The organism is Velocimicrobium porci, from assembly GCF_009696045.1.
GTDB lineage: Bacteria > Bacillota > Clostridia > Lachnospirales > Lachnospiraceae > Velocimicrobium > Velocimicrobium porci.
Window position 1 is genome coordinate 65,970 of the sequence record NZ_VUMT01000008.1, and the last position, 24,344, is coordinate 90,313.

The following is a 24,344-nucleotide window of genomic DNA, read 5'->3' on the forward strand; positions in this document are numbered from 1 at the left end:
TATCGAGGTGATTAATATGTCTTATGTTTCTCCTGAAGTACGTCCTAAATTTGAAACATTATCGATTGAGTTAAAAAATCTTATCTTAGAACGAGATGTTCAGATTAATACGATTCACGATTTAATCAATGTATTAGAAGATATTGTAAACGAGGGATAATGATATTCATTTATTACGTTTAAAAGAGAAAAATAAAGGCAGATACTCCAAACAGGGGTACCTGCCTTTATTAATTAAGAATAATATTTTCGTCTTTTATAAAACTTTATAACGATTAATGCTATAACAAGGATTACAACCGCTCCACCTATCAGAATGAAATCCGTTTTTGAATAACTGGTAGGATTCATATCAGGAGGCGTCATATTTTTACCATCATGTTTTCCCTCTGGTGGCATAGGTCTGTCATTTCCCTTCATTTGTTCTTGTCCGATATTACCGGTATTATCTGTTTTTCCTTCTAGTGGTTCCATTTTCTCTTCCAAGTTATTATTTTTATGGTCGCCACCCTGTGTTCCCATGTCTTTAATCTGAATCTTAGAGGCATCGACAAGCAAACCACTTGCTGTTTCTTGTTCCTCTTTTATAGATGGAATACTTCCATCTAACTGCCCTTTTATGCTTTCTGCCCGAAGCAGACCAAATTCCTTTAGCGTTTGAACTGCTTTTTCATATTCATCGTAAGTATAAAAAGCAGTGGCATCGTTTTTTACGTAGGAACTGATTAATTGATTTACCACTTCTATCTTTTGTTCAAAATACCCATTTTCAAAGTATTCTTCTACAATTTTCTTTAAATAACTGTGATATTTTTCTTTATATTCATCTACTGCTAATAATTTTGCAATCATTGGGCGCTCTTCTAAGTTTGCTCCTGAAACTACCGTATCAATTGGAAGGTTAACTGCATCAGACGCTGAATTGCTTTGAAAACCTGCAAATGCCAGGTTATAATCCCAAGGTATCATAGAGAGCTTTCCATCTTGTTCATACAAGTAATAATTATGTAACATCGTACCAAAATAGCTATCTAAATTCACAAGCGTAACATTTCCTGCAATATATCGAAGCACTTCATCGACATCTATATACTCTTCTAAGTTTGTTCCTTCATTTAAATTTTTTAATGCCTCTATTACTGCATTTTCATCTTCATCGGATACATTTTTGAATACCGCATTATCAAATATATCACTATATTCAGAACTGTCATCTCCATTATAGGCTAAATCAGCCCCACCCGAACTTTGTTGTTCTTCTTTGCCTGCTCTATCACCTCTAAGACGCTCTGATTCCGGCTTATAAAGCTGTCCAAATCCGGTTCCAAAATTCCGTTCTGCAAATGACTGCTCTACTCCTTCAATCGCAAGATATAGACCCCAGTTTTCTCCATTTACTTTTATATCTGAAAATGCTGTAAGTGAAGCGTCAACACCAATAAACCGAAGCAAATCATAAGATAAATATTCCTTCATATAAGTTGCATCGCTCATAATATTATTTAAAATTAAAGTATCTAATCCTTCACATGTCTGGCCACTTACATATTTGTCAAAGTCCAGCTTAAAGCTATAACGGTCCGTTGTGTCATCGGATGCAATCTGGGTTAAACTTGTATTTCCTTTTGGGCGGATTCCTACATTTTTATAGGTTGTCCCATTAATTTCCACATCGCAGGAATAATATTCTTCTTTCGTTGCATTTTCAAGCATCTCGTTCCAATTTTTTTCATCCATTCTAATATTTACCGACATAACCTTTGTATCATCAAATAAAGAAGCCTCGTAATCCTTTGCTACACCAGATGTTTCAGTTTCTCTTGTCTGGTAAAACGAATAAGTGCAAAAAGATGCTGCTATTAATGCAATTACGATACAGATTACTGCTATTTTGTCAAATAATTTTCCTTTAATCATTGCCTCACCTGTTTTATCCCATATAATCACCATTGTAGCTTACTAACACCGCATTATGTACTCCTTCAACTACAGAAAGTTCATTAACAAATTGAGTTGTCATATCTTTCAGGCGAATTTCTAATGTCAGTTCAATGCTATCTTTTGCCACACGTTTTGATTTTACAACATGTTTTTTTACTTTGTCTTTTAATATATCCATTACCTGTTTTTCTGCCTGTTCATTTTCACAAGATACAACAACCAGATAAGGATTATCACTCGTCTTTTTATTTATAAATACAACCATTAAGATTCCAATAAACAAAGAGCCAAATACTGCTAATGGTATCATTCCTGCTCCAATTACAATACCAACTGCAATCGCCCAAAACAAAAATGCAATATCAAGAGGTTCTTTAATTGCGGTACGAAAACGTACGATTGATAATGCACCAACCATACCTAATGACAATACAACATTCGATGTTACCGCAATAATTACAAATGTCGTAATTAAAGTCATCGCCATAAGCGAAACACCAAAGCTTTGAGAGTACATTACTCCATTAAAAGTCTTTTTGTATATGTAAAAAATAAATAAGCCAATTGCAAATGCCAGGCCCATTCCAATCATAGTATCTATAATACTAAACGATACTACATTATCATAAAAATCGGATTTAAAAATATCACCAAAATTCGTTGCTAAATAAATAGAATTCATATTGTTTAACTCCTTTCTCGTTTTGCTATAAACTGTTTACTGATTTCATTCTTTTTTACCAATTCAATAACAATCTTTAGCCATACATACGGCATGCAGCATATTTCGAATAACTGGTTCCACGCCTGTCATTTAACCTGACTGCATTTTGTATCACTTCCGGAAGAAATGAATCATACTTCACTTCTAATATGATTTGATTATCCGGTACCTCTACCGAAATACTCTCTGTGTCAAATAGATTTTGATTATATAGTCCTGTTTTAATCTGTGTATCAATTGTCACACGTACATTTCCGGCTTCATAAATATAAGGCTCCCTTACATAATCAACTAATACCTTCGGTCTTAATTGTTGATACATCATTTTCGCATAAAGTTCAACAAATAAAGGATTATCACTTACTTTCATCCATAAAGTATCATTATTAAGTAATCGCTCACATTGTTCGCTTGTAATTGATGCTGAAACTTTCGAACAGAGTCCATTAATTTTACTCTTTTTTTCTAAACGGATAAAACTTGTATCACCGTTATAATATCGGATTCTAAATTTTTCACGCCGATTATAACCATTTAATTTTTCAAGCAACACTTTATCGTCTAAATTATCAAAATACAAACTTCTTATCTGATAAGTTCCATCTTCTCTCACATGATAATCTTGTTTTGCAATCACTTGTAAACGGTTTCTCAATATTAAATAGTCACAATAATTGATAACATGTTTCCATTCATGCCGAAACGTTTGCTCTTGTGTCGGTAACAGCCAAATCGCTTTCTGTTCCATATTTACTTTCCTTTCCATATTTTCTTTTTCTATCTTTTTTCTTGCAAATATTAATTTGATTTTATATTTATAAAGATAATCTGTATTTGTGAAAGAGAATTATAAAGTTCGTGAAAAATTTGTGAAAACCCGATAAAAAAAAGATATAATCAAAAATGACTATACCTTTTTATAGAAAATTATTATATCGATGCCGGAACACCAGCTAGATAATTAATAAATTGTAGCTATATCCAACAGCCGATGAATTTCTTCATAAATACGGCAACTCAATTCTTCTTTATTATAAGTTCCAGTAAAAAATTCTTTGCAAATCTCTGCCAGTTTTAATAAAATGCTATCTTTCTCCATGTTTCGGTAAACCACCATTTTTGCTAATTGCCGATACATTTTCGCACCTTCTTTTCGCTAAGTAAACAAGACCAATGTTCCTACATATCCTCCAAACTCAATAAAGTCATATTACTGATTCCCCGTGCCTTTACTTCCAGCCCATTTGTAAATCCATTTTTAGAAAATAAGAAATAATAATCCGGTTCAATGCCTGCCTGAATTGTTAAATTTAATACATTCATAAAGTCTTCCTCTGTCATCGCTTCCTGACTCCATTTGCATTTACCAAGAAAAACTTTTTTGTCCATCGTTTCTCCAATAATATCAAGCATCCCACCTTCTCCATACCAGCTTCCTATTTTATCAATTTGATATGGCAGTCGTTGATGCTCACTCAATAGCTCCATATATTCTTTACATATTTCAATAAAATAAGGTTCCAAATAATGTTCCAGCTCATTTTCTATTTTCTCAGAATAAACTTTTTTAAACTCTCTTTGCTCTAATAATGACAAATTAGGAAATACAAAGCGATACCAAAACTGTACTACTCTCTCCCGAATCCGATATATCCCCCTTAATCCGTCTTTATTAAAGGGGTCATAAGATGGAACCTTTTCCAAAATGTCAAGATCCATCAAGTTCTTAACATATACACTTACTTTAGCTCTGCTAAAACCGGTCTGCTCATAGATATCGTTTAATTCGTTTGTTCCTCCCACGAAAGAAGAAAGTATTGTATTGTATAGCCCCAGCTCTCTTAATTCCATTTTTAAATAGTTTTGTGCTTCCCTATAAAGCCTGCCATCTTTGTGTAAAAAAAGTGCCTCTATGTTTTCTCTCAAAGTCCGTTTTTCCATCCATAAATTCAAATAAGCAGGAACTCCGCCTAAAATACTATATACAATCATACACTGCTCAATATCAAAATCCGGAAAACGACTCATAATATCTACAAAAGTAAATTCTCTTATCTTTAAAAAGGCAGAAATTGATTCAGCCAATTCACCAATGGAATTGACCATATCATTTTCTACCCAATGGATCGAAGAACTGCTGAGAATAACAAGAAGTTTCTTGTTACTCTCTTTTATAACTGAATTTAAGGCAACCGCCCACTCTTCACTGTTCTTCATCATATAATGAAATTCGTCAATAATAAGAACCGAATATTGTTCCGCAGCTTTTGCTAACACTGCACTATATCTTTTTTCCTCTGCCTTTATACCATAAGACTCTTCCCATTCCCTTTCTAAGATATAATACTGTTCTTTTATTGAACATTCCCTTGCATTATAATAAATACACTGTTTATCCTTTGAAAAAACACGCAATAACTCAGTCTTACCGATACCTCTTCTTCCATAAAGAACAACTAAATTACTTTCTTTCCTTTGATAATAATCATTCAGAAAATTCAATTCCTTCGTTCTTCCAATAAACAATGTTGCTTCCTCCGCTACTTACATTCTATCTGGTGCTTCAATCGCTAAAATGTCAATACATTGATTTAACATGTCTAATGTGTACTGGCACAAAGCAATCCAGGAAGCCTGCTTGTCCTTATCTTCTTCTGTAACAATTTTATTTTCATGATAAAAACGATTAAAAGCATTTGCTAATTCATATACAAACTGGCACACTTTGTATGGTGCATTTTCTTTAAATGCAACATCAATCATTTCGTTGAACTTAGTAATCTGAAGCATCAATGCTGTTTCACTTTCACTAAATGCTGGTAAAATCTTAAGTTCTGTATCCAACTCTCCATGTAATTCCTTATATTTTGCCAAGATGGATTTAATACGAACAATTGTATATAAAATATATGGTCCTGTATTTCCTTCAAATGATGTAAACCGTTCTAAATCAAAGATATAATCTTTTGAAGCCTGGTTTGATAAATCGCCGTATTTGATTGCAGCAACACCAACTTTTTCTGCAATCGCTCTTGCTTCTTCCTCATTCATATCACGGTTTTCAATAATTTTTTGATATACTGCCTCTGTTACATCATTAATCATTGTTTCAAGACGCATAACCCCGCCATCTCTTGTCTTAAATGGCTTACCATCTTTTCCATTCATTGTACCAAATCCTAAGAACGTAAGCTCAACATCATCACCAACTAATTTTGCTTTTCTTGCACAACGGAATACCTGCTGGAAGTATAAATCCTGACGTTTATCAATAACATATTTAATTGCCTTTGGATTAAATAATTTTACACGCTCTACAATTGTTCCAAGGTCAGTTGTATTGTAAAGTGCAGAACCATCTGATTTCAAAATCATACATGGTGGAATTTCTTTTGTATCTCCCTCTTCTTTTACATCAACAACTAAAGCTCCATCGCTGTAATGAGCATATCCTTCATCTTTTAAATATTTTACTAAATCAGGAATATAGCTTTCTGCATCACTTTCCCCTTTCCAAAGTTCAAAGTGGATGTTTAATCGATCATAATTCTTCTTTAAGTCACTAATTGAAACATTGCAAATATGCTTCCATAAAGCTGCGTATCCCCTCTCGCCCTTCTGAAGACGGAATGTAGCATTTCTCGCTTCTTCCAGATAATCCGGATGCTTCTTAGAATATCCACTTGCATATGGATAGATTTCTTCCAGTTCAGAAATTGTAAATGGTGCTTCTTCCGGATATTCTCCTGTAAAGTCTGGATCAAAATATGGAAGATCCGGCTGACGTTTCTTTAACTCCGTAATAATAAGTCCCATCTGGAGTCCCCAGTCACCTAAATGAACATCACCAATCATATTATGTCCTACGAATTTACCAATTCGTTTTACTGCTTCACCAATTGCTGCAGCACGAAGATGTCCTACGTGAAGTGGTTTTGCAACATTAGGTCCGCCATAGTCAACTACGATTGTATAAGGTTCTCCCTCTAGTGTATATCCGAAATGTCCTTCTTCCCTCATTTGATTTACATATTTGGAAATGTAAGAATCACTTAAAATAATATTAATAAAACCAGGATTAATTGCACTGATTTCTTTAAAAGAATCACTCTTTTCTAAAATTGCAACTACTTCATTTGCTATCATAATAGGAGCTTTTTTATATTGTTTTGCTGCTGCCATTGCTCCGTTACATTGATATTGACATAAGTCTGGCCTGTTTGAAATTGTAACCATCCCATATTTTTCATCATAGCCAGCTTTTACAAAAGCTTCTGTAACTTCTTCTTTTAGTAAGTCAAGTATCTTTTTCATATTGCTCCCTTCCGCCTGTTTACTCATAATTATACATAACAAGCTCTTTTATTATCATTTAACAACCATTATAAGTTGAAATGCTTATTATTGCAAGAGATTCTTTTGATAATTTTACAAGTTTGTGAAAAAAATCACGTTTTTATTTCCTTGAGTTTTTTTATTTTTTTGTGGTATACTTTTGAATAGATTTATTTTAACTTAATAAAAATGAAAGAAAAGCTACTAAATATTCAAAATAAGGAGAATCAAAATATGTACGCATTTATTACCGGTGCCTCAAGTGGAATTGGAAAGGAACTCGCAATTCTTCTAGCAAAAAAAGGATACAATCTAATTTTAATTGCCCGCAGAGAAAAACGTTTGCTTCACCTAAAAAAATCACTTGAATCCCGTTATCCTATAAAAGTCATGGTAGAGACTTGTGATTTATCAGATGCTAAATCCTGTATCACATTGCACAACACTTACAAAAACTATCCCGTCACGGTACTCATAAATGGTGCCGGGTTTGGAAAGGTTGGGAATGTTTCTGATATTCCTTTAGAATACGATTTGTCAATGCTTCATACAAATATAACGGCTCTCCATATTTTAAGTAAACTCTTCGCTTCTACAATGGATCATGGTTATATTCTTAATATCGCAAGCATCGCAGCATTCCAACCCGGACCTTATCTGGCAACCTATAGTGCAACAAAATCTTATGTAGCAAGTTTTAGTATTGCCCTTAACTATGAAATGAAACGAAAGAAAAAACCAATTCACATCGCAACACTATGCCCCGGTCCTGTCGATACGGAGTTTAATCAGGTTGCAGGAACAAGCTTTTCACTTCCTTCTATTTCTGCTAAGAAATGTGCCAAAATTGCCCTTCACGGATTATTTCGCAAAAAAACGCTTATTATTCCTTCGTTATCAATAAAATTAAATTATATTGGCTCTAAGCTTTCACCTCTTGCTCTAATTTTACCGCTTGAATATAAAATTCAAACTGCGAAGTTGAGCTCAAAAAAACATTAGATAACTGGCTGTTATTTCTAACCTTTTCATTACGAAATAACAGCCATGAACAATTTATTGTACTAAATACTCTGCAAATATCTGAATTACCCGTTCACTATACTCATATAGTGGTACAAAAAATATATCTTTTTTTATCAGCACCCTATCATATGGGTTTCTTAACGTTGCCAGAGCAACAGGAAGGGAACTATGATCTAATATAGAAAGTAGTTTTTTCTGACCTTCATATAAATGTCCATTTAATGTCCCAACTACAACGGATGTTTTTCCAATTAAACTTTCTTTTACTTGTTGCAGTTCCTCTTCGCCCGGGTCTAAGCTTAATGTTATTTTCGTTCCCCCATATTTGTTTGCAAGATAGTCAGCAAATAGAATTGGCTGTCTAGCTATATCAGATACATTCGTTGTATTTGACGGAATAATCCCAATAAAAATTGGATTTTCTCCAAGAAAAAATGCTTCCTTTTTCCCCTCTTTCTGAATGGTTTTCTCTAAAAAAGAATTTGTAAAATCAAGTTGCTCTTTTGTTCCTGCTTTTGCAATATCTATTTCTTCTAGCGTTGAAAGTGTTTCCTTTGCTTTTAAAATTCTTGCTACTTTTTTATCAAGCTCTTCCATTGTAATTTCTTCTCGTTTTACTGCCTCCCTGACTGCTTTACTTGCTCGCTTTACAAGTGACGGTGTATGTGAAATAAAAATCAAGTCAATTCCAGCTTTTAATGCCGAAATAACATTTTCTTCAATCGTTCCATATTCGCTCATTGCTTTCATTTCCATGCAATCGGATATAATCAGTCCTTGATAATTCAATTCTTTTCGCAAATAATCAGTTAATACTGTTTTCGAAATCGTACAAGGAATTTCTAATGGCTCTAATGCCTTTACAACGATATGTGCAATTGTAATAGCTGGAATTTCTTTCCTTATCATTTCTTTAAATGGGACTAACTCTTGTCTTTCTAATTCTTTACGGCTTTTTTCAATAACAGGAAGTCCTAAATGAGAATCGATATCTGTATCTCCATGTCCAGGAAAATGCTTGCCACTACATAAAATGCCAATCTCCTTATGTGCCTTCATCACTTCTTTTGCATAAAAACATACATCATCTGAACATTCACCAAAGCTACGAACTCCAATTACCGGATTTTGACGATTGCTATTAATATCTAATACAGGTGCCAGGTTCATATTAATTCCCAACTGTTTTAATTGTTCTGCGGTAATCCTTGCCCCTTCATAAATAAGCTGTCTGTCCTTTGTCTGAGACTGTGCCATTGCAGAGGGCATAATCGCACATTCTTTTGGAAGTCTTGTTACAACACCACCTTCTTCATCAACACTAATAAACGGTATAATTCCTGTTTCTTTCACTATTTTTTTACGTAACGTTTTATTTAAACAAGCAAGTTGCTTTTTATCCGAAATGTTATGAGAAAATAAAATAACATTTCCTAGCTTTTCTTCCTCTATCAGATCTAAATATTCCTCGGTTGGCCAAAGTCCAAAAAAACCAGAAACAAATAATTGTCCAACCTTTTCTTCTAACGATAACCCTTCTAACTTTTTATTCATATAACTTCCAACTTTCTGATTTCCTTTTTTGTATAATCTCACTTATATAGATGAAAACTTTCTTTTCTCTTTCGAAAAGTTTCCCTATCTTTTTCAAATTCATGTAATATATCATCAAGAGAAATAGTTTCATCACGAAGTTTTTTTGTCCCAGCTAATAAATCAATAAAGCATTTTCCATCTTTTCTTACTGGTGGCAAAAATTCAAAATCCATTTCATAACAAGTTCTTATTGTATATAGTAAAGTCATTCCCGTTTCTACTGCATTAAATTCCTTATTATTTGTAATATGAACATGAACCCCTTCACATGCCTTGCCCTCATATTTGGAACAACTTGGTGTGAAATAAATAGGAGAAAATACTACACCCGATAATTTCTTTTCATTCATATATTTTGCCAAACGATACCCGTCTATATAAGGTGCTCCTATTATTTCAAATGGTGCAGAAGTACCACGTCCCTCTGATACATTCGTTCCTTCAAATAAACAAGTGCCTGCATACATAAGTGCCGTTTCAAATCTTGGTATTCCAAGACTTGGCATTACCCATGGCAATCCTGTTTCCGAAAACAGCATTGTTCTTTTCCAATCTTTTACAGGAATAATGTGGAACGAAAAATGATATTGATTTTCTTCATATATCATTTTTCCTAATTCTCCCACAGTAAGACCATAGCGCATACAAATTGGATAGGCACCAACAAAGCTCTTATATGTTGAATCTAACACATTTCCCTCTACTTTATCTCCAAGAGGATTGATTCTATCTAATACAATCATTTCTTTGTTGTAAACCTCACATTCCTGCATAGCATAATACATCGTAGAAATAAATGTATAATAACGAGTGCCCACATCTTGAATATCATATACAATCGAATCCACTTTATCGAGCATCTCTTTTGTAAGTCGTTTGGAATCGCTACGATAAAGACTATAGACAGGAACCTTTGTATAGGGGTCAACTTCATTTCCAACCATTTCACCAGCTCCAACATTTCCACGCACACCATGTTCCGGACTAAACAAAGCTACAAGTTCATATTTTTCATATAATCGGTCAATCGTTGATACAAGCTGACTGTCAACACCCGAAATAGAAGTAATCAAGCCAATACGTTTATCTTTTAATAAAGAATCATATTCTTTTATATTGTCGATTCCATTTTTTACCATTTGTTTCGTTTCACCTCTATTTTCTTCTCCATGTTTTCTTTTCTAAAATTTCTCTAAAATCAATTTTATTTCTTCTTCATTTACCATAAAGCGTTCTGCATAGTCACATCTTGCAAGATATCCATTACAGCGCATGAGATGAGAATAATATTCCATATAATGAAAACTTTTACTGTTAACTGCAAACCAATGCTCTTTGATTGCTTTTTGCCAAAGTGCAAACCCGTCATTTGTTACTTTCATATATACATATGGTACAAAGTTTGTGGCATCTTCCCAGTTCTCAGCATAATAAGGACCTTTTGCATAATGTGCCGGCAATTCTCGTTCCACGGAAGAAAGTCCGGCAAAAAATTGTGCGTCTTTTACAATTCGATGTGTTGCCTCATGGTCTTTGTGCATACTGTATTTCCAATGTGTCATAAGTGCTTCCGGCTGATACTTGCGAATTACGTCGCATAACTCCATTCTTACTTCATTTGTATCTGGAAGTTCTCCATCTGCATAAGGAAATATAATTGCCTCGCCCCCAAGCATTTTTGCAAACTTATTTGCCTCTTCCTCTTTTTGTTTCCGATATTCTTCTACCGTAAGATGTGGAGGATTGCCTCGCTCCCCACCTGTTAAAGCAACCGTTATAACTTTATAACCTTGCAAAGCATACGTTGCCAAAACGCCTCCACAAGTAAGTTCCGCGTCCCCTATATGTCCCCCTATTGCCATAATTGATTTCTGCATACTAACAAACCCCCTATTTTGATTTTCTCATATCTGCAAATGTTCTTACAACTTTAAAACCAGCCTCCTCGTAAATATGGCGTGCCGGATTATTTTCTCCCGTAAATAATGTCATAAATTTCGCATTTTGCTTTTTTAGACTCTCGCATAAAAAAGCAAACAATACTTTTCCCATTCCTTTTTGTCGATATTTTTTATCAATTCCAATACCAGCAAAATAACCACGTCCACTCGCTTCTACATCTAATGCTCCTGTAAAACCACACACTTCTCCTTTATAAACCGGAACAAGAATAGGGCGCCCCTTTTCATAAATAGGTGGCTCTGATAAAATATCCCGATTCCACATAGGATTACCAAAACCTTCTATTACTTCTTTCATATTTTTATGAATTCTATCATCATACACTTCAAATGTAATTCCTTCCTTTTCCAAGCTTTCTTTTTTCCTTAACAGCATATCGGAATAACTATAATTTTCCAAAGGAAGATAATACACATTTTGAATTGCAAAATTTTTATACCCACAAGCCAGAAAGAAGGAATACGCAATAGAATCCATATCAACACCGGGTGTATTAGGGTGATTTGCTTTTCCATTTGGAATTCTCCAAGAAAATGTAATTGGGTTAAAAAAAGATAATTCAATCACTTCAAAACCCGATTGCTTAAAAATAACTTCTTCTAAGTTTTGCAAAATAGCCCTTCCAATTCCTTTTCGTCTCTCTTCTTTTTCTACAACAACCATGGTAACAAATGCTTTTTGATTCTTTTTGTCCATACACCCTGTAGCAAATGCCTTTCCTCTGCTTTCAAGAAAAGTGATTTTTTCCAAACCTTCTTGCTCCCAAAATAACTTTTCTTTAAATTCAGAAAAATCAAGTAACTCATGCAACATATCTTTTTCGTTCACTGCCTGCATATACAATTGATACATCTGTTTTTGCTGTTCCTCATTTGTTTTATCTACTTTATAATATTCCATTTTTGTTCTCCCTCTAGCTTGGAATTTTTTTTTAAAATTTTGTTAAAAATTCGATTTGAAAACGTTTTTTATTTGAAAAATTGTGGTAAATAGTCTTTATGGGCTTCTAATAATTCATCTAATACAATTTTTGCTGTTTCCTGTGACATAACAAGTGGATTTATCATAAGTGCAAGTAATGCCTCTTTTTTATCGCCTGATACTGCTGCATCACTTCCAATTATTTCAAATGATTTTATTTGTTGAATTAACCCATTTACTGCTTTGGGAAGTTCTCCAATTTCAACTGGAACCGCTCCATCTTTTGTAATTTTGCAGCTTGCTTCAATTACTTCATTTACTTCAAAGTTTTGTATCGCTTTATGATTATCGCTATTGATATAATTGACTGTATTCACAACCTGAATATCTCCTCTATCGTTATAAATGGAATCAATTAAGCTACAAGCTGCATCACTATAATACGCGCCCCCACGTTCTTCCAAAAGCTTTGGTTTTTCGCATAAATTGGGGTCTTTATAAATCTCAAACAATTTATCTTCTACTTCTTTTACAAATTCAGCACGAACTTTATGTTCTTTCAATTTCTCCATTGCCTCTGCTAAATATTCTTTTGTCATATAATAATAACGATGATAGGAACATGGAAGAACTCCTAATGCCTCTAAAAAATCCGGTTCCCATACAATTCCCTTTATATTTTTTACTGTCTGGTCAGCCCACTTTTTAATTACTTCTTTTGTTACATCAACACCATCAATCACAACTTTTGTTGCAAATACCATATGATTCAGTCCACCAAACGTCACTTCTACTTCTTCCATTTTTCTGTCCATTAAATCAGCAATCGCTTTGTGCATACCGATCGGAACATTACAAAGCCCAATGATTTTTCTAAAGTTTGTATGTTTTACAATTCCTTCCATAACCATTCCAACAGGGTTTGTAAAATTAATAAGCCATGCCTTTGGACACAATTCTTCCATGTCTTTACAAATATCAATAATAACAGGAATCGTTCTCATTCCTTTAAACAGACCACCTGCTCCATTTGTTTCCTGTCCCAATATTCCGTGAGAAAGCGGAATTCTTTCATCTTTGATTCTTGCTGATAAACCACCAACACGAAGTTGTGTTGTAACAAAGTCCGCTCCCTCTAAAGCTTCTCTTCTATCTAAGGTTGTATGAATTTCCATTGGTATTCCGGCTTTTTTTACCATACGTCTTGCCAGTCCGGCTACAATATCAAGCTTTTCTTTTCCGGCTAAAATATCAACAAGCCATAATTCTTTAACCGGTAAACTATCAAATCGTTTTATAAACCCTTCTACAAGCTCAGGCGTATAACTAGATCCACCACCGATTGTTACAATTTTCACACCATTTTTCATTTTCTCCAGCTTTCCTTTCTTTTCTATTTTTCTTTCAACTTTCATTCTTTTTTCCATACTTTTCAAGCCATAAATACAATGCTCCAACTCTTCCGGCTAAATTCCCCATTTTACAAGGTAATATTTTTGTATACTCTTCAAAATGAGGATAAATTTCAAAAACTGCTTTTCTTAAATCATCTATAAAACGCTTTTCATGGCTAATTCCACCGCCAATTAACACAACCTCCGGGTCAAGAAGTAATGCCATATTTCCAACAACAACTGCGTTTTTATAAATCCAATGTTTGTAAATCTTATAAATCTCTGGATTATCTAAATGTTTAAATACATACATTCCGTCTATTTCTTTCCCAACTATCTCGGAAACTTTTTTCACTAATACAGAAGTTGCACCAGCACTTTCGCCATTTACTTGCTCGCCATTTTCATTTAATCCAATTAACATATAACCAGCTTCGCCAGCTTTAAAATGCTTTCCACGAACTAATTGCTTATTTAATACAATTGCTCCACCAATTCCTGTTCCGATTGTAAGCAAACAAAAATCCGATACTTCCTTTGCACTGCCACATACCATTTCTCCAAGTGCAGCACAATTACTATCATTTTCTAAGATAACAGGTAACTTTGTTATGTTTTCTAATTCTTCTTTTAAATTGTAAGCTTTGAATCGTTCACTGATTCCAAAATCTGTATTTTCTCCTGTTTCTGGATTAATAAATCCTGCAATACAAAGTGCCACTCCCTCTACCTTATCTTTGTATTCTTTTCCAATGCCAAGCAGTTGGTTTAAGAACGCTTCCGGCTCTTTTTTTGTAGGTTGGACGTATTCTTCTAACACTTCATATTGTTTGTTCATCACACTATATTTAATAAAAGTGCCACCAATATCAATCGCTAAATATTGTTCTTTCATCTTCCCATAAAACCTTTCTCTCTTTTTTATCCTTTTTTAATAATCGCAATGCTCCTAATACTGCCTCTTCTTTCGAAACTACAATATTCATCTCTTTCTGTTCCTGATGAATTTTCTCTATCAATTTTGTAGAAATTCGTGTGTTTTTTACTAAAACACTTCCTGTAAGTGCCAGATTTTTTTCTTGTGGCATTTGTATATGGACTGCTTTCCATAGCTCATATAAATCATTCACACTTTTTTCTTCAATGGAACAAGCGACCTTATCACCTAATCGTATCGCCTCTTCTATTAAAATAGCAAGATTGGCAACTTCTTTTTTCGATCGATTCTCTTTGTATAAAAATTGAATTAATTGTTTTATTTCTTTTATTCCAAGAAAATCGAATACAAGAGAAGTAAGAACCGTTTTCTCTCCACGTCCGTCCTCCGCTCTTACAATTGCTGTAAGCATATCTCTTGCAATCGCATAACCACTTCCAACATCATCAATAATATGTCCATAACCACCTGCGCGCACAGGCTCTTCTCCCTTTGTTTTTCCAAAACAAATAGAACCTGTTCCAGCAATTAAAATCATACCATAGCAACTTTCAAATACAGCAGAAAGTGCTGTTTCTTGGTCACCATACAAAAAAATGGGACACTCATACTCCCGCTTTAAAAATTGTTCTTTTAAAAAAGTAGCTACAACCGGATTACTAATACCTGCTGTTCCAATGCCAATTCCTTTACAGTTTTTTACTTCATATCCATTTTCTTTTAATTGTCTATCTATGTCGTCCAATGTCTTTTTTGTTTCTTTTTCTCCTTGTCCATTTATATTAAATGCTCCAAAATAAAAGAATTGTCTCGTTTCCTTTTCTTTTGTCAGCCCTTCTACACAGACAACCGTCTTCGTTCCACCACCGTCAATTCCTAATAAATACTCCATATTTGCTCCCATCTGCCCACTGAAGTGGACACTTAACTCAAAGAAATTAAAATTTTTCCAGCCTTCCACCTCAAACTATTTTTTATCAACCTTTTACTGCTCCGACTGTAACACCTTCCAAAAAGTATTTTTGTAAAGAGAAGAATAAAATAAACATAGGAAGTGCTGATATCGTAGCACCCGCCATCATTGGTGCAAAATAGGTTGTATTTGCAAAACTAAAATTTTTAAGCCCAACCTGAATTGTCTGCATTGCTTCCGAATTGCATACTAAAAATGGCCAAAAGAAAGTATTCCATTCTCCTAAAAATGTCATTATCGCCATAACAGAAAGAATTGTTTTGGATAATGGAATTACTATTTTCCATACAATCATAGGTTGACTACAGCCTTCCATTTTTGCCGATTCAATAATGGAAGTTGGCAAAGAAGAAAAAAACTGTTTTGCTAAAAATACGTTGTAACAAGTAACTAAGGTTGGTGCAATTAATGCCGGATAAGTATCTTGTATTTTTAAAACATTAACAACTAAAATATAAAGCGGAACTTGTGTTACCTGATAAGGTACCATCATTGCTACTAGCAATAAGAAAAAGATTACTTTACAACCCGGAAATCTTAATTTTGCAAAAGCATAGCCAGCAAGACTTGCAAATATCACATTACTTAAAGTAACTACAGTTGCTACAATGAAAGAATTTAAAATCCAGCGAAATGAATTCACACTATAATGAAAGAAAAATTTATAAGAATCAAGTGTAAATTCCTTTGGTATTAAAGAATAACTCGCTCCACCTGCCTCTGTTGGTGTTCCAAAAGAGGATATAACCATATAATAAATCGGGAACAGCGTAACAACTGCAACTAAAAAAAGAATGATTGCAATTAAAATGTTCCTTGTTAATTCAATATGTCTTTCCTTACTACTATATTTTTTAAACAAACCCATTTTTTACGCCTCCTTCCTAATATTCCACATCATTTGCACTTAATTTAAATTGTAATATAGCAAAGATTGCAATAATTCCTGCAAGTATAAGTGCTTGTGCACAAGCCTCGCCATATTCAAAATACTTAAATGCACGATTAAAAATTAATAAACCTGCCATTGTTGTTTCATTATCCGGTCCTCCACCTGTCATTAAGTACGCATTTTGAAAGGACTGAAACCCATTAATTACGCTTGTAATTGTTAAAAAGATTGTCGTTGGCTTTACAAGTGGCCAAACAACAAATCGAATCTTTTGAATAAAAGTAGCACCATCCATGTCTGCTGCCTCATAATAAGACGGATCAATACCAAGTAGTGCTGCAATATAAATAATAATGTTTCCACCAAGACCGGCAAATACTGCCATAATAACAAGTGATATCATCGCCGTCTTTCCACTACCAAGCCAGTTTTGATTGCTAATTCCAAATATATGAAAAACGCTATTCAATAATCCAGAAGGAAGTGGGTCATAAATCCATTTCCATACAAAAGAAAGTGCTACACCAGAAGCAATTGCCGGTAAATAAAATGCTGCTTTAAATACAGATTGGATTCGTTTTTTAAATGGTAAAATCATAATAGAAATTGTAAAAGAAAGTAACATACCAACAGGAACAGTCATTACTGTATATACAAGTGTATTTTTTAGGGACTTATAAAACAATGAATTTTTAAAGGTATTTATATAATTTGTAAAACCTATCCATTCAGAACCAAGTGGTCTATATTTTTGAAAGCTTGTAATCGCAGCCGAAACAACTGGATATAATGTAAAAATAGTAAATGTACACAGTGGGACAAGTATAAATAAATATGCCCACATAGTATCTTTTTTCATCTTCTTCATCGCTTCACTCCTCTCTCTTTCTAAGCAAACCCCTTTGTAGAAAATGTGAAAAAAGGGTTACAGCTTTACAATTAAACCTATGAACTCCAAGATATTGTAAGCTGTAACACCCTTATTTCACCTGTCAAATTAATTCTTAATCATTTACACAGCCGTCCTCACCGAATACATCATGTGCTGTATCAACAATCGCCTGATACATTTCTTCTGGTGTTACTTCTCCAGATAATAATCCTTGGAATTTAGGTACAATGACTTCATCTTCAATCTTAATTGCTTTTGCTCCTAAATCTGCTGGAATATCCGGTCTTGCTTCAGCTACTTGTTTTGTTAAAAGCTCAACTGCCTTTGTATTATTTTCATTTTTATCTTCAATTGGTGGAAGTTTGTCATATTCTGTACGACCTGTTTCACAAATTGGTTTTAAGTATAATTCTTGACAAGTATTTGCTGCACGTTCTCCACTTGCTAAATAATAAGCAACTTTTGCAACATTTTTAAGATGTTCTTCATTTGGTTCTTTTTCACCTGTTAAGCAAATATAACCATCAATTGCACCATATGCGGATTGCTGTCCATTTTCAAATACAGGAACCGGAAGAACAACATAATCTAATGGAATACTATTTTCTACTGCATTGCTATCTTTTGCTTCTAATAATTTTGTATTATCACGGGCAGATTTTTCAAAAGAAGATAATCCTTTTCCTGTAATCATTGTTTGACCGGTAAGCATCATATTCCAACGTTTACCAGCATCAATCGAACTAAGTTCTTTTGGCATAGAACCGTCATCAATTAAAGCTCTTAAATCTTTTAAGAAACTAAGCATATCTTTGCTTGTGTAAGCATATTTAAGTTCTTTATCAAATACTGCCGGCATACCAGCGTTTTTAACAAAAATACTAAAATAATCTTTCGCTGCTACTCCTGAACAAGCAAATAGGAAACCATAAGTATTAATCTTATCTCCATTTTTTATAACACCTTTTTTAATGCTTTCTCTAAATTCATCGTATGTCCAGCCTTCTTGTTGAATCTTTTTCCAATCAATTCCAGCCTTTTCAAGCATCTCTTTGTTACCACCGATACATTGTACTTCACAATAGGCTGGTAATCCATAAACACCTTCTCCATTTTTGAAATAAGCTAAAATATTTTCATCAAAATCTTCAAGCATTCCCTCTTCAGCATATTTAGAAATATCAACTGCCATTCCTGTATCGAGATATTTTGTTACGCCTGAAGAACCGATAAATGCAATATCTGGTGGTGAACCCGCATTTACCTGAACATCTAATTTTTGTGTCACATCTTCCCAGCTGGCTGTTGTTACTTCAATTTGAATATCCTCATTCTCTTTATTGAAGTCCTCAATATAAGTATTGATTTTATCTTGGTAAGTAGCCGATACCGGTGGTAATAACGCTGTTACAACATCTTTTTTTGTTGCTGCTGTTCCCCCCTCTTGTTCTCCACTACCATTTGTGTTGCTGTTTCCACAACCCATAAGCAGGCTGGTAGTCATTGTTGCAACTAACATAAAGCTTAATAATTTTTTTCTCATTAGAATCCTCCTTTTTTATGCTTAATTTTTAGTTACTCTATTATTTTCCGTTTTGATACGGCAACCTTTACTTTCCCCTTTGCCTCTGACAAAGATGTCTTTGCAGTTTCAATATCGCATTTTAATAACATTTTTGTAATTGCAAGTTTTGCTTCGCCCTTTGCTTCTAAAAGTGCCTCCTTTGCTTCTTCTCTTGAGCAATGAACTGCCTCCATTACTATATTTTCTGCACGAGTGACTAATTTTTGATTTGTTTGTCTTACATCAACCATAAGGTTTTCATAAGCTTTTCCAATTCCTACCATACTAGCTGTAGAAATCATATTTAATACCATTTTTTCTGCCGTCCCAGCTTTCAATCTTGTTGAACCGGTTAAAACTTCTGCCCCTGTTAAAAGTTCAATGGCACAATCTGTTTCTTTGGAAATCTCTGCGTCTTTGTTAGAAGAAATTGCAACTGTTTTTGCATTTACCTCCTTTGCATAGCGTAATGCTCCAATTACATATGGGGTACGACCACTCGCTGCAAGTCCAATTACAACATCCGAAGAAGTAGGCTTAATTTTTTGTAAATCTTCTTTTCCAAGTTCAAAGCTATCTTCTGCGCCCTCTTTTGCTTTGACAAACGCTTGTTCTCCTCCAGCAATTAATCCAACAACCATTTCATAAGGAACTCCAAAAGTTGGTGGACATTCCACTGCGTCTAATACTCCAATTCGTCCACTTGTTCCAGCTCCAACATAGATAATTCGTCCACCTTGTTCCAAGCTTTCCGTTGCCCGAAGAACTGCTTGCTCTATCATTGGTAAAGCGTCTTTTACTGCTTCTACTACATGATAATCTTCTTCATTCATCGTTTGAATAATTTCATAAGGTGTCATTTCGTCTAATTTCATCGTATGTTCATTTCGCTGTTCCGTCATTAGCCGATCTAGTTTTACCAAATCACTCATCTCCTTCCCTCGTATCTTTTCTTTCCTTTTTCTCTATGTAAGTATTTTTTAATGAGCCCATACATCTTTCATAGTCCTTTTGTACATACGAAACATACAACATATCAATCACAACAAGCTGTGAAAGTCTTGAACCTAACTTACCTGTTTGAAAATTAAATTCTGTCGCTGTAACATATAGACAATAATCAGCAAGTCTTGATAACGGTGATTCATGGAAAGAGGTAATTGCAATAATGGGAACTTGTGCATTTTTTAAAATGGTTGCACATTCCATTACTTCTTTTGTCATACCAGAATAACTAACAATAACTGCTACATCTTTCTTTGTCATATTTTTAGCTAAAACAAGCTGTGTATGAAATTCTTCATTTACCATACACGTTTTATTAACGCGTAAAAATTTTAAATATGCGTCTTTTGCAACCAAAAGTGAGGCACCCATTCCAAAAAAAACAATCTTTTCTGCTTTGTAAAGTAAATCTACACTCTGCTCTAATACTTCAATATCAACTAAACTTTTTGTATCTTCTAAGGAAGCAATACTTTTATAAATAATTTTTTCTACCAACCGTTCGGAAGAATCATCTTTTTGTATTTCACAATTTAATTCATCAATCGCCTCTTTTCGTATCGCATTTTCATACAACAAACATTTTTGAAACTCTTTATATTGTTCAAATCCAGCTTTTCTACATAGTCTTGTTATCGTAGACGGCGATGCAAATGTCCTTTTTGACAATTCACGAATACTCATTTCCGCTACTTCTTTTGGGTTTTCCAATAAATACTGAATCACTTCTTGTTCCGTACTACTTGCTTGTTTTAAATATTCCCGAAATTTAACAATTACACTTTTCATTCAATATTCACATTCCTTTTTCCTATAGGATATTTTTTTATTGTGCATATAGTTTAATTTTTTTATTTTTTCTTTTGTTTCATAGGTACTATTATACTGATAGAAACAAATAAATCAATCTTTTCTATTGTTTATGGTACTTTGTTTCAGTTTTTGGTTCATTTTGTTATTTTTTATGTAAAAAAAAGAAAATTTACTCTAATTAATTCTTTAAAAAACAAAAAGTGGGTGTCGCAAAATCATCAAATCAGACGATAGAACGATGCACCCACTCTAAATATGGTCATCTTTCATATACTTAAATATAACATTTTAATAGAATCATCATCAGGAAACAAACTATTGTATTTTTCTATTTCTTATTTTATCAACATACTTTTCTATGATAGGATCTTTCATCTCGTATACCCGAACCCACTCCTTGCTATCCCCTACCTTCACTGTTTCACTGCTGTTTCTACTTAAAAACCTTGTTAAAGCATAGCAATCAATCCATATTTCATTATTTCCCTCTTTTTGTGATTCATCAAAGATTAACTGAATACCAAAATGTAAATGAGTACAGTCGATATTATTTACATTTTCTTTTGCACTATATCCAGTATGTCCCATATAACCGATAACATCACCCGCTGTTACAATACTCCCTTCTTTTAATCCTTCTGCATATGGTGCATTCTGTCTAAGATGTGCATAATAATAATAGCGCTTTTTATCAAAGCTTCGAATTCCAAGCCTCCATCCTCCATATTGATTCCATCCGATTGCTTCGACATAGCCGGATTCAACTGCAATGATTGGTGTTCCAATTAACCCCATCATATCATGCCCTAAATGAGGTCGATTATATCCATAACTTCTAGATGCTCCAAAATCATCGTATTCACAATAACCAAAACCTTTCGCAATTGGCAAAAATGCTTTTAATCCATATCTTTTTTCAAAAATCGTATTTTGTTTTTTCCCCTTTTTCTTTCGATTTGTCGAAATTATATTATCTGTAGATTTATTTTTTGCTATTTCATATTCACCTACATAGCCACCTAATACAGCCGAATATACCTCATAATAATATTTATAATATTTCATGTCCTTTGTCAGTGTTTTTATCGTTTCTTTTCCTTTTAATTTTTCTACCAAATCACACATATCTTTCTCTTGATAAGAAGAAAAATTCCCACCATACTTTGTTCCTAAGTATGCCAGCAACTCAATCCAATGAACAGGCGTTTTTGTATCATGCAACTCAACATCATATCGGTATGCCTGGTCTAATGCTTCATAAGTCACATTAAAATCCACCCATTTAATATAATTCTTTTTTTTCTTCTGCGATTCTTGCTGATTCAAACCCTTAAACACAGGTAAATTATTTGTTCTATCTATTCCTAAAAACAAAAGCAGTAAAACGGAAGCTATCGTAAAAGCAAAAAATAAACAGCTTTTTCTCTTAAACACTTTCACTGCAGACCACCTCAAAAAAATGTTATAAAATCTTATGAAACATCTTTTTATTCTATACCTCTTTTTTTCTGTCTCAAGGACATGACGTCCCTTTTACAGACAGTAATTTTAAAATTTAGAACAAAGTGGACAATTCCACCTCAATTCCCTGTATCTCTCACTCATGAGGGACTTGCTCCACTTTGCGTGCCAGATGCGTGTTGCATGCTTTTTGCAACAATACTCCTTTCGCATCTGTGCACATCCTCGCGGAGCGTTTTTGCTTTATAGGAGACGAGGTTTCCTATAAAGCAAAAAAAGACATACATCTTTATGCTTAAAAGATGCATGTCTTTTTTCTATTATCAGAATTTACTTTATTTTTTTGTCTAATGATTTACATGAGAATAATCAATTGGATTCTTTTTCTCACTACGTTTTCCAAGAATAATCAATGTTCCTACCAATAAAACAATTGATACAATCATTGGAATAATAAATGTATCTAATACTCCCATCAGCAAATAACCAACTGCACAACAAGCCGCAACGGTAGAAGCATATGTTAACTGTGTAGATACATGATCTAAATGATTACATCCTGCTCCAGCCGATGATAAAATCGTTGTATCTGAAATTGGTGAAATATGATCACCAAATACCGCACCACCTAAAATTGCCCCTAAAATAGGTAATGTAAGTTCCGGTGTATTGGTCGTTGTACAAATTGTTCCTGCAATTGGAATCAATAGCGCCATTGTTCCCCAAGAAGTACCTGTCGCAAAAGCAAGAAAACCGGCTACCAGGAAAATAATAAATGGCAATATGGCAATTGGAAATCCTCCGGTCGCCACCTGATAGCCTACAAATTCTCCAGTTGCCAAATATTCAGAACTACAGATTCCTCCGATTGTCCATGCAAGTGTCAAAATTACGTAAGCACCAACCATAGAACGAATTCCTTCATTAATGCTTTCCATAAATGCTTTAAAACTTAATATTTTTCTTGGAATATACAGAATAAATGTAACAACAATCGCCCCAAAACTTCCCAATACTAGAGAAAGGGAAGAATTACACTGACCAAATGACTCAAAGACTCCTGTTTCGCCACTAAAGCCTCCACCTGTATAAATCATAGAAATAATGGAAATTATAATTAACGATAAAATAGGTATTACCAAATCGTAAACCTTTCCTTTATCTCCCAATTGATTTGATACAGACTCTTCGCCTTCTGGATAATTTCCGGAAAATAAATCGTTCTTTTCTATTGCATTTTTTTCAAATTTTGCCATTGGTCCATATTGTATCTTTGTACGACAAATGATTATTACCATAATAATTGTCAAAATAGCATATAAGTTATATGGGACTGCCTGGATAAATGTAGTCATACCATTTCCCATATTGGCTTCTGAAATATAAGTCGCTACAGACGCACCCCAGCTGGACACTGGTGCAATAATACAGATTGGAGCTGCTGTCGCATCTAAAAGATAGGCAAGCTTTGCTCTTGAAATTCTATGTTTATCTGTTACCGGCTTCATAACTGTACCTACAGTAAGACAATTAAAATAATCATCGATGAAAATAATACAGCCAAGAATTGCTGTTGCTATTGAAGCAGAGCTTCTCTTCTTAATTTTTTTAATTGCCCAATTTCCATAAGCAGCGGATCCTCCACCCTTCGTTACAATGACAACCAAGGCTCCTAGCAAACCAAGAAAGATGACAATAAAAATATTGGATGCCATCTTGTCGCCCATAACGGTAAAACTTGTTTCCACCATACCAATCAAGTTACCATGAGAATAAATCAGTGACCCTGCTAAAATACCGATTAACAGAGATGAGATTACCTCTTTTGTGATTAGAGCTAACGCAATTGCGATGATTGGTGGAAGAATTGATAACCACCCGAACTCCATAATAATTTCCTCCTACTTT

The 24,344-nt window shown here is 34.0% G+C and carries 22 protein-coding genes; 2 read left to right on the forward strand and 20 right to left on the reverse strand.

Annotated elements, in window-relative coordinates:
• Positions 1 to 16 precede the first annotated feature (16 nt).
• Positions 17 to 160 (forward strand): hypothetical protein, encoded by a 144-nt coding sequence (locus tag FYJ58_RS14725; protein WP_205839185.1) that lies wholly within the window; start codon positions 17 to 19, stop codon positions 158 to 160.
• A 74-nt stretch (positions 161 to 234) separates the two neighbouring features.
• Here FYJ58_RS14725 and FYJ58_RS06800 read toward each other — a convergent pair whose 3' ends face one another.
• The 6 genes from FYJ58_RS06800 to argS form a co-directional block, all read right to left on the reverse strand.
• The gene (locus tag FYJ58_RS06800; protein ID WP_154518982.1) at positions 235 to 1,950 is read right to left on the reverse strand and encodes a CotH kinase family protein; all 1,716 of its coding nucleotides are present in this window, start codon (positions 1,948 to 1,950) and stop codon (positions 235 to 237) included.
• The gene (locus FYJ58_RS06805) at positions 1,931 to 2,623 is read right to left on the reverse strand and encodes a DUF4956 domain-containing protein (protein ID WP_154518983.1); all 693 of its coding nucleotides are present in this window, start codon (positions 2,621 to 2,623) and stop codon (positions 1,931 to 1,933) included. Before FYJ58_RS06805 ends, FYJ58_RS06800 begins: the two co-directional genes overlap by 20 nt.
• A gap of 76 nt (positions 2,624 to 2,699) precedes the next feature.
• Positions 2,700 to 3,413, reverse strand: coding sequence for a polyphosphate polymerase domain-containing protein (locus FYJ58_RS06810; protein WP_154518984.1), 714 nt, complete (start codon positions 3,411 to 3,413; stop codon positions 2,700 to 2,702).
• A gap of 213 nt (positions 3,414 to 3,626) precedes the next feature.
• Complete coding sequence (locus FYJ58_RS06815) at positions 3,627 to 3,803, reverse strand: hypothetical protein (protein WP_154518985.1); 177 nt, start codon at positions 3,801 to 3,803, stop codon at positions 3,627 to 3,629.
• 41 nt (positions 3,804 to 3,844) lie between these two features.
• Positions 3,845 to 5,191, reverse strand: a complete 1,347-nt coding sequence (locus FYJ58_RS06820; protein WP_154518986.1) for an ATP-binding protein — start codon at positions 5,189 to 5,191, stop codon at positions 3,845 to 3,847.
• A gap of 18 nt (positions 5,192 to 5,209) precedes the next feature.
• Positions 5,210 to 6,979 carry an arginine--tRNA ligase gene (gene argS, locus FYJ58_RS06825; protein ID WP_154518987.1) on the reverse strand — a complete coding sequence of 590 codons (1,770 nt, stop codon included), beginning with the start codon at positions 6,977 to 6,979 and terminating at the stop codon, positions 5,210 to 5,212.
• Between the two features lie 255 nt (positions 6,980 to 7,234).
• On the opposite strand from argS, the gene FYJ58_RS06830 reads away from it, so the two are divergent.
• A complete protein-coding gene (locus tag FYJ58_RS06830; RefSeq protein ID WP_205839186.1) occupies positions 7,235 to 8,002 on the forward strand; it encodes an SDR family NAD(P)-dependent oxidoreductase in 768 nt (255 codons plus the stop codon).
• A gap of 54 nt (positions 8,003 to 8,056) precedes the next feature.
• On the opposite strand, the gene FYJ58_RS06835 is transcribed toward FYJ58_RS06830, so the two are convergent.
• The 14 genes from FYJ58_RS06835 to FYJ58_RS06900 all read right to left on the reverse strand — a co-directional run bounded on the left by FYJ58_RS06835 (position 8,057) and on the right by FYJ58_RS06900 (position 24,325).
• Entirely contained in the window at positions 8,057 to 9,580 is a 1,524-nt protein-coding gene (locus tag FYJ58_RS06835) for a glycoside hydrolase family 3 protein (protein WP_154518989.1), read from the reverse strand.
• A 38-nt stretch (positions 9,581 to 9,618) separates the two neighbouring features.
• Positions 9,619 to 10,761 (reverse strand): exo-beta-N-acetylmuramidase NamZ family protein, encoded by a 1,143-nt coding sequence (locus FYJ58_RS06840; RefSeq protein WP_154518990.1) that lies wholly within the window; start codon positions 10,759 to 10,761, stop codon positions 9,619 to 9,621.
• 42 nt (positions 10,762 to 10,803) lie between these two features.
• On the reverse strand, positions 10,804 to 11,499 hold the full coding sequence (locus FYJ58_RS06845) for a PIG-L deacetylase family protein (protein WP_154518991.1): 696 nt from the start codon (positions 11,497 to 11,499) through the stop codon (positions 10,804 to 10,806).
• A gap of 13 nt (positions 11,500 to 11,512) precedes the next feature.
• Positions 11,513 to 12,484, reverse strand: coding sequence for a GNAT family N-acetyltransferase (locus tag FYJ58_RS06850; protein ID WP_154518992.1), 972 nt, complete (start codon positions 12,482 to 12,484; stop codon positions 11,513 to 11,515).
• A gap of 68 nt (positions 12,485 to 12,552) precedes the next feature.
• A complete protein-coding gene (locus FYJ58_RS06855) occupies positions 12,553 to 13,920 on the reverse strand; it encodes a 6-phospho-beta-glucosidase (protein WP_331464164.1) in 1,368 nt (455 codons plus the stop codon).
• A complete protein-coding gene (locus FYJ58_RS06860; RefSeq protein WP_154518993.1) occupies positions 13,910 to 14,794 on the reverse strand; it encodes an ROK family protein in 885 nt (294 codons plus the stop codon). Before FYJ58_RS06860 ends, FYJ58_RS06855 begins: the two co-directional genes overlap by 11 nt.
• The gene (locus FYJ58_RS06865; RefSeq protein ID WP_205839187.1) at positions 14,769 to 15,728 is read right to left on the reverse strand and encodes an N-acetylglucosamine kinase; all 960 of its coding nucleotides are present in this window, start codon (positions 15,726 to 15,728) and stop codon (positions 14,769 to 14,771) included. Before FYJ58_RS06865 ends, FYJ58_RS06860 begins: the two co-directional genes overlap by 26 nt.
• 85 nt (positions 15,729 to 15,813) lie before the next feature.
• Positions 15,814 to 16,677 carry a carbohydrate ABC transporter permease gene (locus FYJ58_RS06870; protein ID WP_154518995.1) on the reverse strand — a complete coding sequence of 288 codons (864 nt, stop codon included), beginning with the start codon at positions 16,675 to 16,677 and terminating at the stop codon, positions 15,814 to 15,816.
• 16 nt (positions 16,678 to 16,693) lie between these two features.
• Positions 16,694 to 17,569, reverse strand: coding sequence for a carbohydrate ABC transporter permease (locus FYJ58_RS06875; RefSeq protein WP_154518996.1), 876 nt, complete (start codon positions 17,567 to 17,569; stop codon positions 16,694 to 16,696).
• Between the two features lie 136 nt (positions 17,570 to 17,705).
• Positions 17,706 to 19,136 carry an ABC transporter substrate-binding protein gene (locus tag FYJ58_RS06880; RefSeq protein ID WP_154518997.1) on the reverse strand — a complete coding sequence of 477 codons (1,431 nt, stop codon included), beginning with the start codon at positions 19,134 to 19,136 and terminating at the stop codon, positions 17,706 to 17,708.
• Positions 19,137 to 19,168: 32 nt separating this feature from the next.
• Complete coding sequence (murQ, locus tag FYJ58_RS06885; protein ID WP_154519057.1) at positions 19,169 to 20,080, reverse strand: N-acetylmuramic acid 6-phosphate etherase; 912 nt, start codon at positions 20,078 to 20,080, stop codon at positions 19,169 to 19,171.
• A 1-nt stretch (position 20,081) separates the two neighbouring features.
• Complete coding sequence (locus FYJ58_RS06890; protein WP_154518998.1) at positions 20,082 to 20,951, reverse strand: MurR/RpiR family transcriptional regulator; 870 nt, start codon at positions 20,949 to 20,951, stop codon at positions 20,082 to 20,084.
• Positions 20,952 to 21,290: 339 nt separating this feature from the next.
• Positions 21,291 to 22,415: a M23 family metallopeptidase gene (locus FYJ58_RS06895; RefSeq protein ID WP_331464166.1), complete on the reverse strand. Its 1,125-nt coding sequence runs from the start codon at positions 22,413 to 22,415 to the stop codon at positions 21,291 to 21,293.
• A 368-nt stretch (positions 22,416 to 22,783) separates the two neighbouring features.
• On the reverse strand, positions 22,784 to 24,325 hold the full coding sequence (locus FYJ58_RS06900; RefSeq protein ID WP_154518999.1) for a Na+/H+ antiporter NhaC family protein: 1,542 nt from the start codon (positions 24,323 to 24,325) through the stop codon (positions 22,784 to 22,786).
• Positions 24,326 to 24,344 lie beyond the last annotated feature (19 nt).

Coding starts and splice junctions, on each gene's coding strand:
- FYJ58_RS14725 (WP_205839185.1), top strand. CDS start 17: ATGTCTTATGTTTCTCCTGAAGTACGTCCTAAATTTGAAACATTATCG.
- FYJ58_RS06800 (WP_154518982.1), bottom strand. CDS start 1,950: ATGGTGATTATATGGGATAAAACAGGTGAGGCAATGATTAAAGGAAAA.
- FYJ58_RS06805 (WP_154518983.1), bottom strand. CDS start 2,623: ATGAATTCTATTTATTTAGCAACGAATTTTGGTGATATTTTTAAATCC.
- FYJ58_RS06810 (WP_154518984.1), bottom strand. CDS start 3,413: ATGGAACAGAAAGCGATTTGGCTGTTACCGACACAAGAGCAAACGTTT.
- FYJ58_RS06815 (WP_154518985.1), bottom strand. CDS start 3,803: ATGTATCGGCAATTAGCAAAAATGGTGGTTTACCGAAACATGGAGAAA.
- argS (WP_154518987.1), bottom strand. CDS start 6,979: ATGAAAAAGATACTTGACTTACTAAAAGAAGAAGTTACAGAAGCTTTT.
- FYJ58_RS06830 (WP_205839186.1), top strand. CDS start 7,235: ATGTACGCATTTATTACCGGTGCCTCAAGTGGAATTGGAAAGGAACTC.
- FYJ58_RS06835 (WP_154518989.1), bottom strand. CDS start 9,580: ATGAATAAAAAGTTAGAAGGGTTATCGTTAGAAGAAAAGGTTGGACAA.
- FYJ58_RS06840 (WP_154518990.1), bottom strand. CDS start 10,761: ATGGTAAAAAATGGAATCGACAATATAAAAGAATATGATTCTTTATTA.
- FYJ58_RS06845 (WP_154518991.1), bottom strand. CDS start 11,499: ATGCAGAAATCAATTATGGCAATAGGGGGACATATAGGGGACGCGGAA.
- FYJ58_RS06850 (WP_154518992.1), bottom strand. CDS start 12,484: ATGGAATATTATAAAGTAGATAAAACAAATGAGGAACAGCAAAAACAG.
- FYJ58_RS06855 (WP_331464164.1), bottom strand. CDS start 13,920: ATGAAAGTTGAAAGAAAAATAGAAAAGAAAGGAAAGCTGGAGAAAATG.
- FYJ58_RS06860 (WP_154518993.1), bottom strand. CDS start 14,794: ATGAAAGAACAATATTTAGCGATTGATATTGGTGGCACTTTTATTAAA.
- FYJ58_RS06865 (WP_205839187.1), bottom strand. CDS start 15,728: ATGGAGTATTTATTAGGAATTGACGGTGGTGGAACGAAGACGGTTGTC.
- FYJ58_RS06870 (WP_154518995.1), bottom strand. CDS start 16,677: ATGGGTTTGTTTAAAAAATATAGTAGTAAGGAAAGACATATTGAATTA.
- FYJ58_RS06875 (WP_154518996.1), bottom strand. CDS start 17,569: ATGAAGAAGATGAAAAAAGATACTATGTGGGCATATTTATTTATACTT.
- FYJ58_RS06880 (WP_154518997.1), bottom strand. CDS start 19,136: ATGAGAAAAAAATTATTAAGCTTTATGTTAGTTGCAACAATGACTACC.
- FYJ58_RS06890 (WP_154518998.1), bottom strand. CDS start 20,951: ATGAAAAGTGTAATTGTTAAATTTCGGGAATATTTAAAACAAGCAAGT.
- FYJ58_RS06900 (WP_154518999.1), bottom strand. CDS start 24,325: ATGGAGTTCGGGTGGTTATCAATTCTTCCACCAATCATCGCAATTGCG.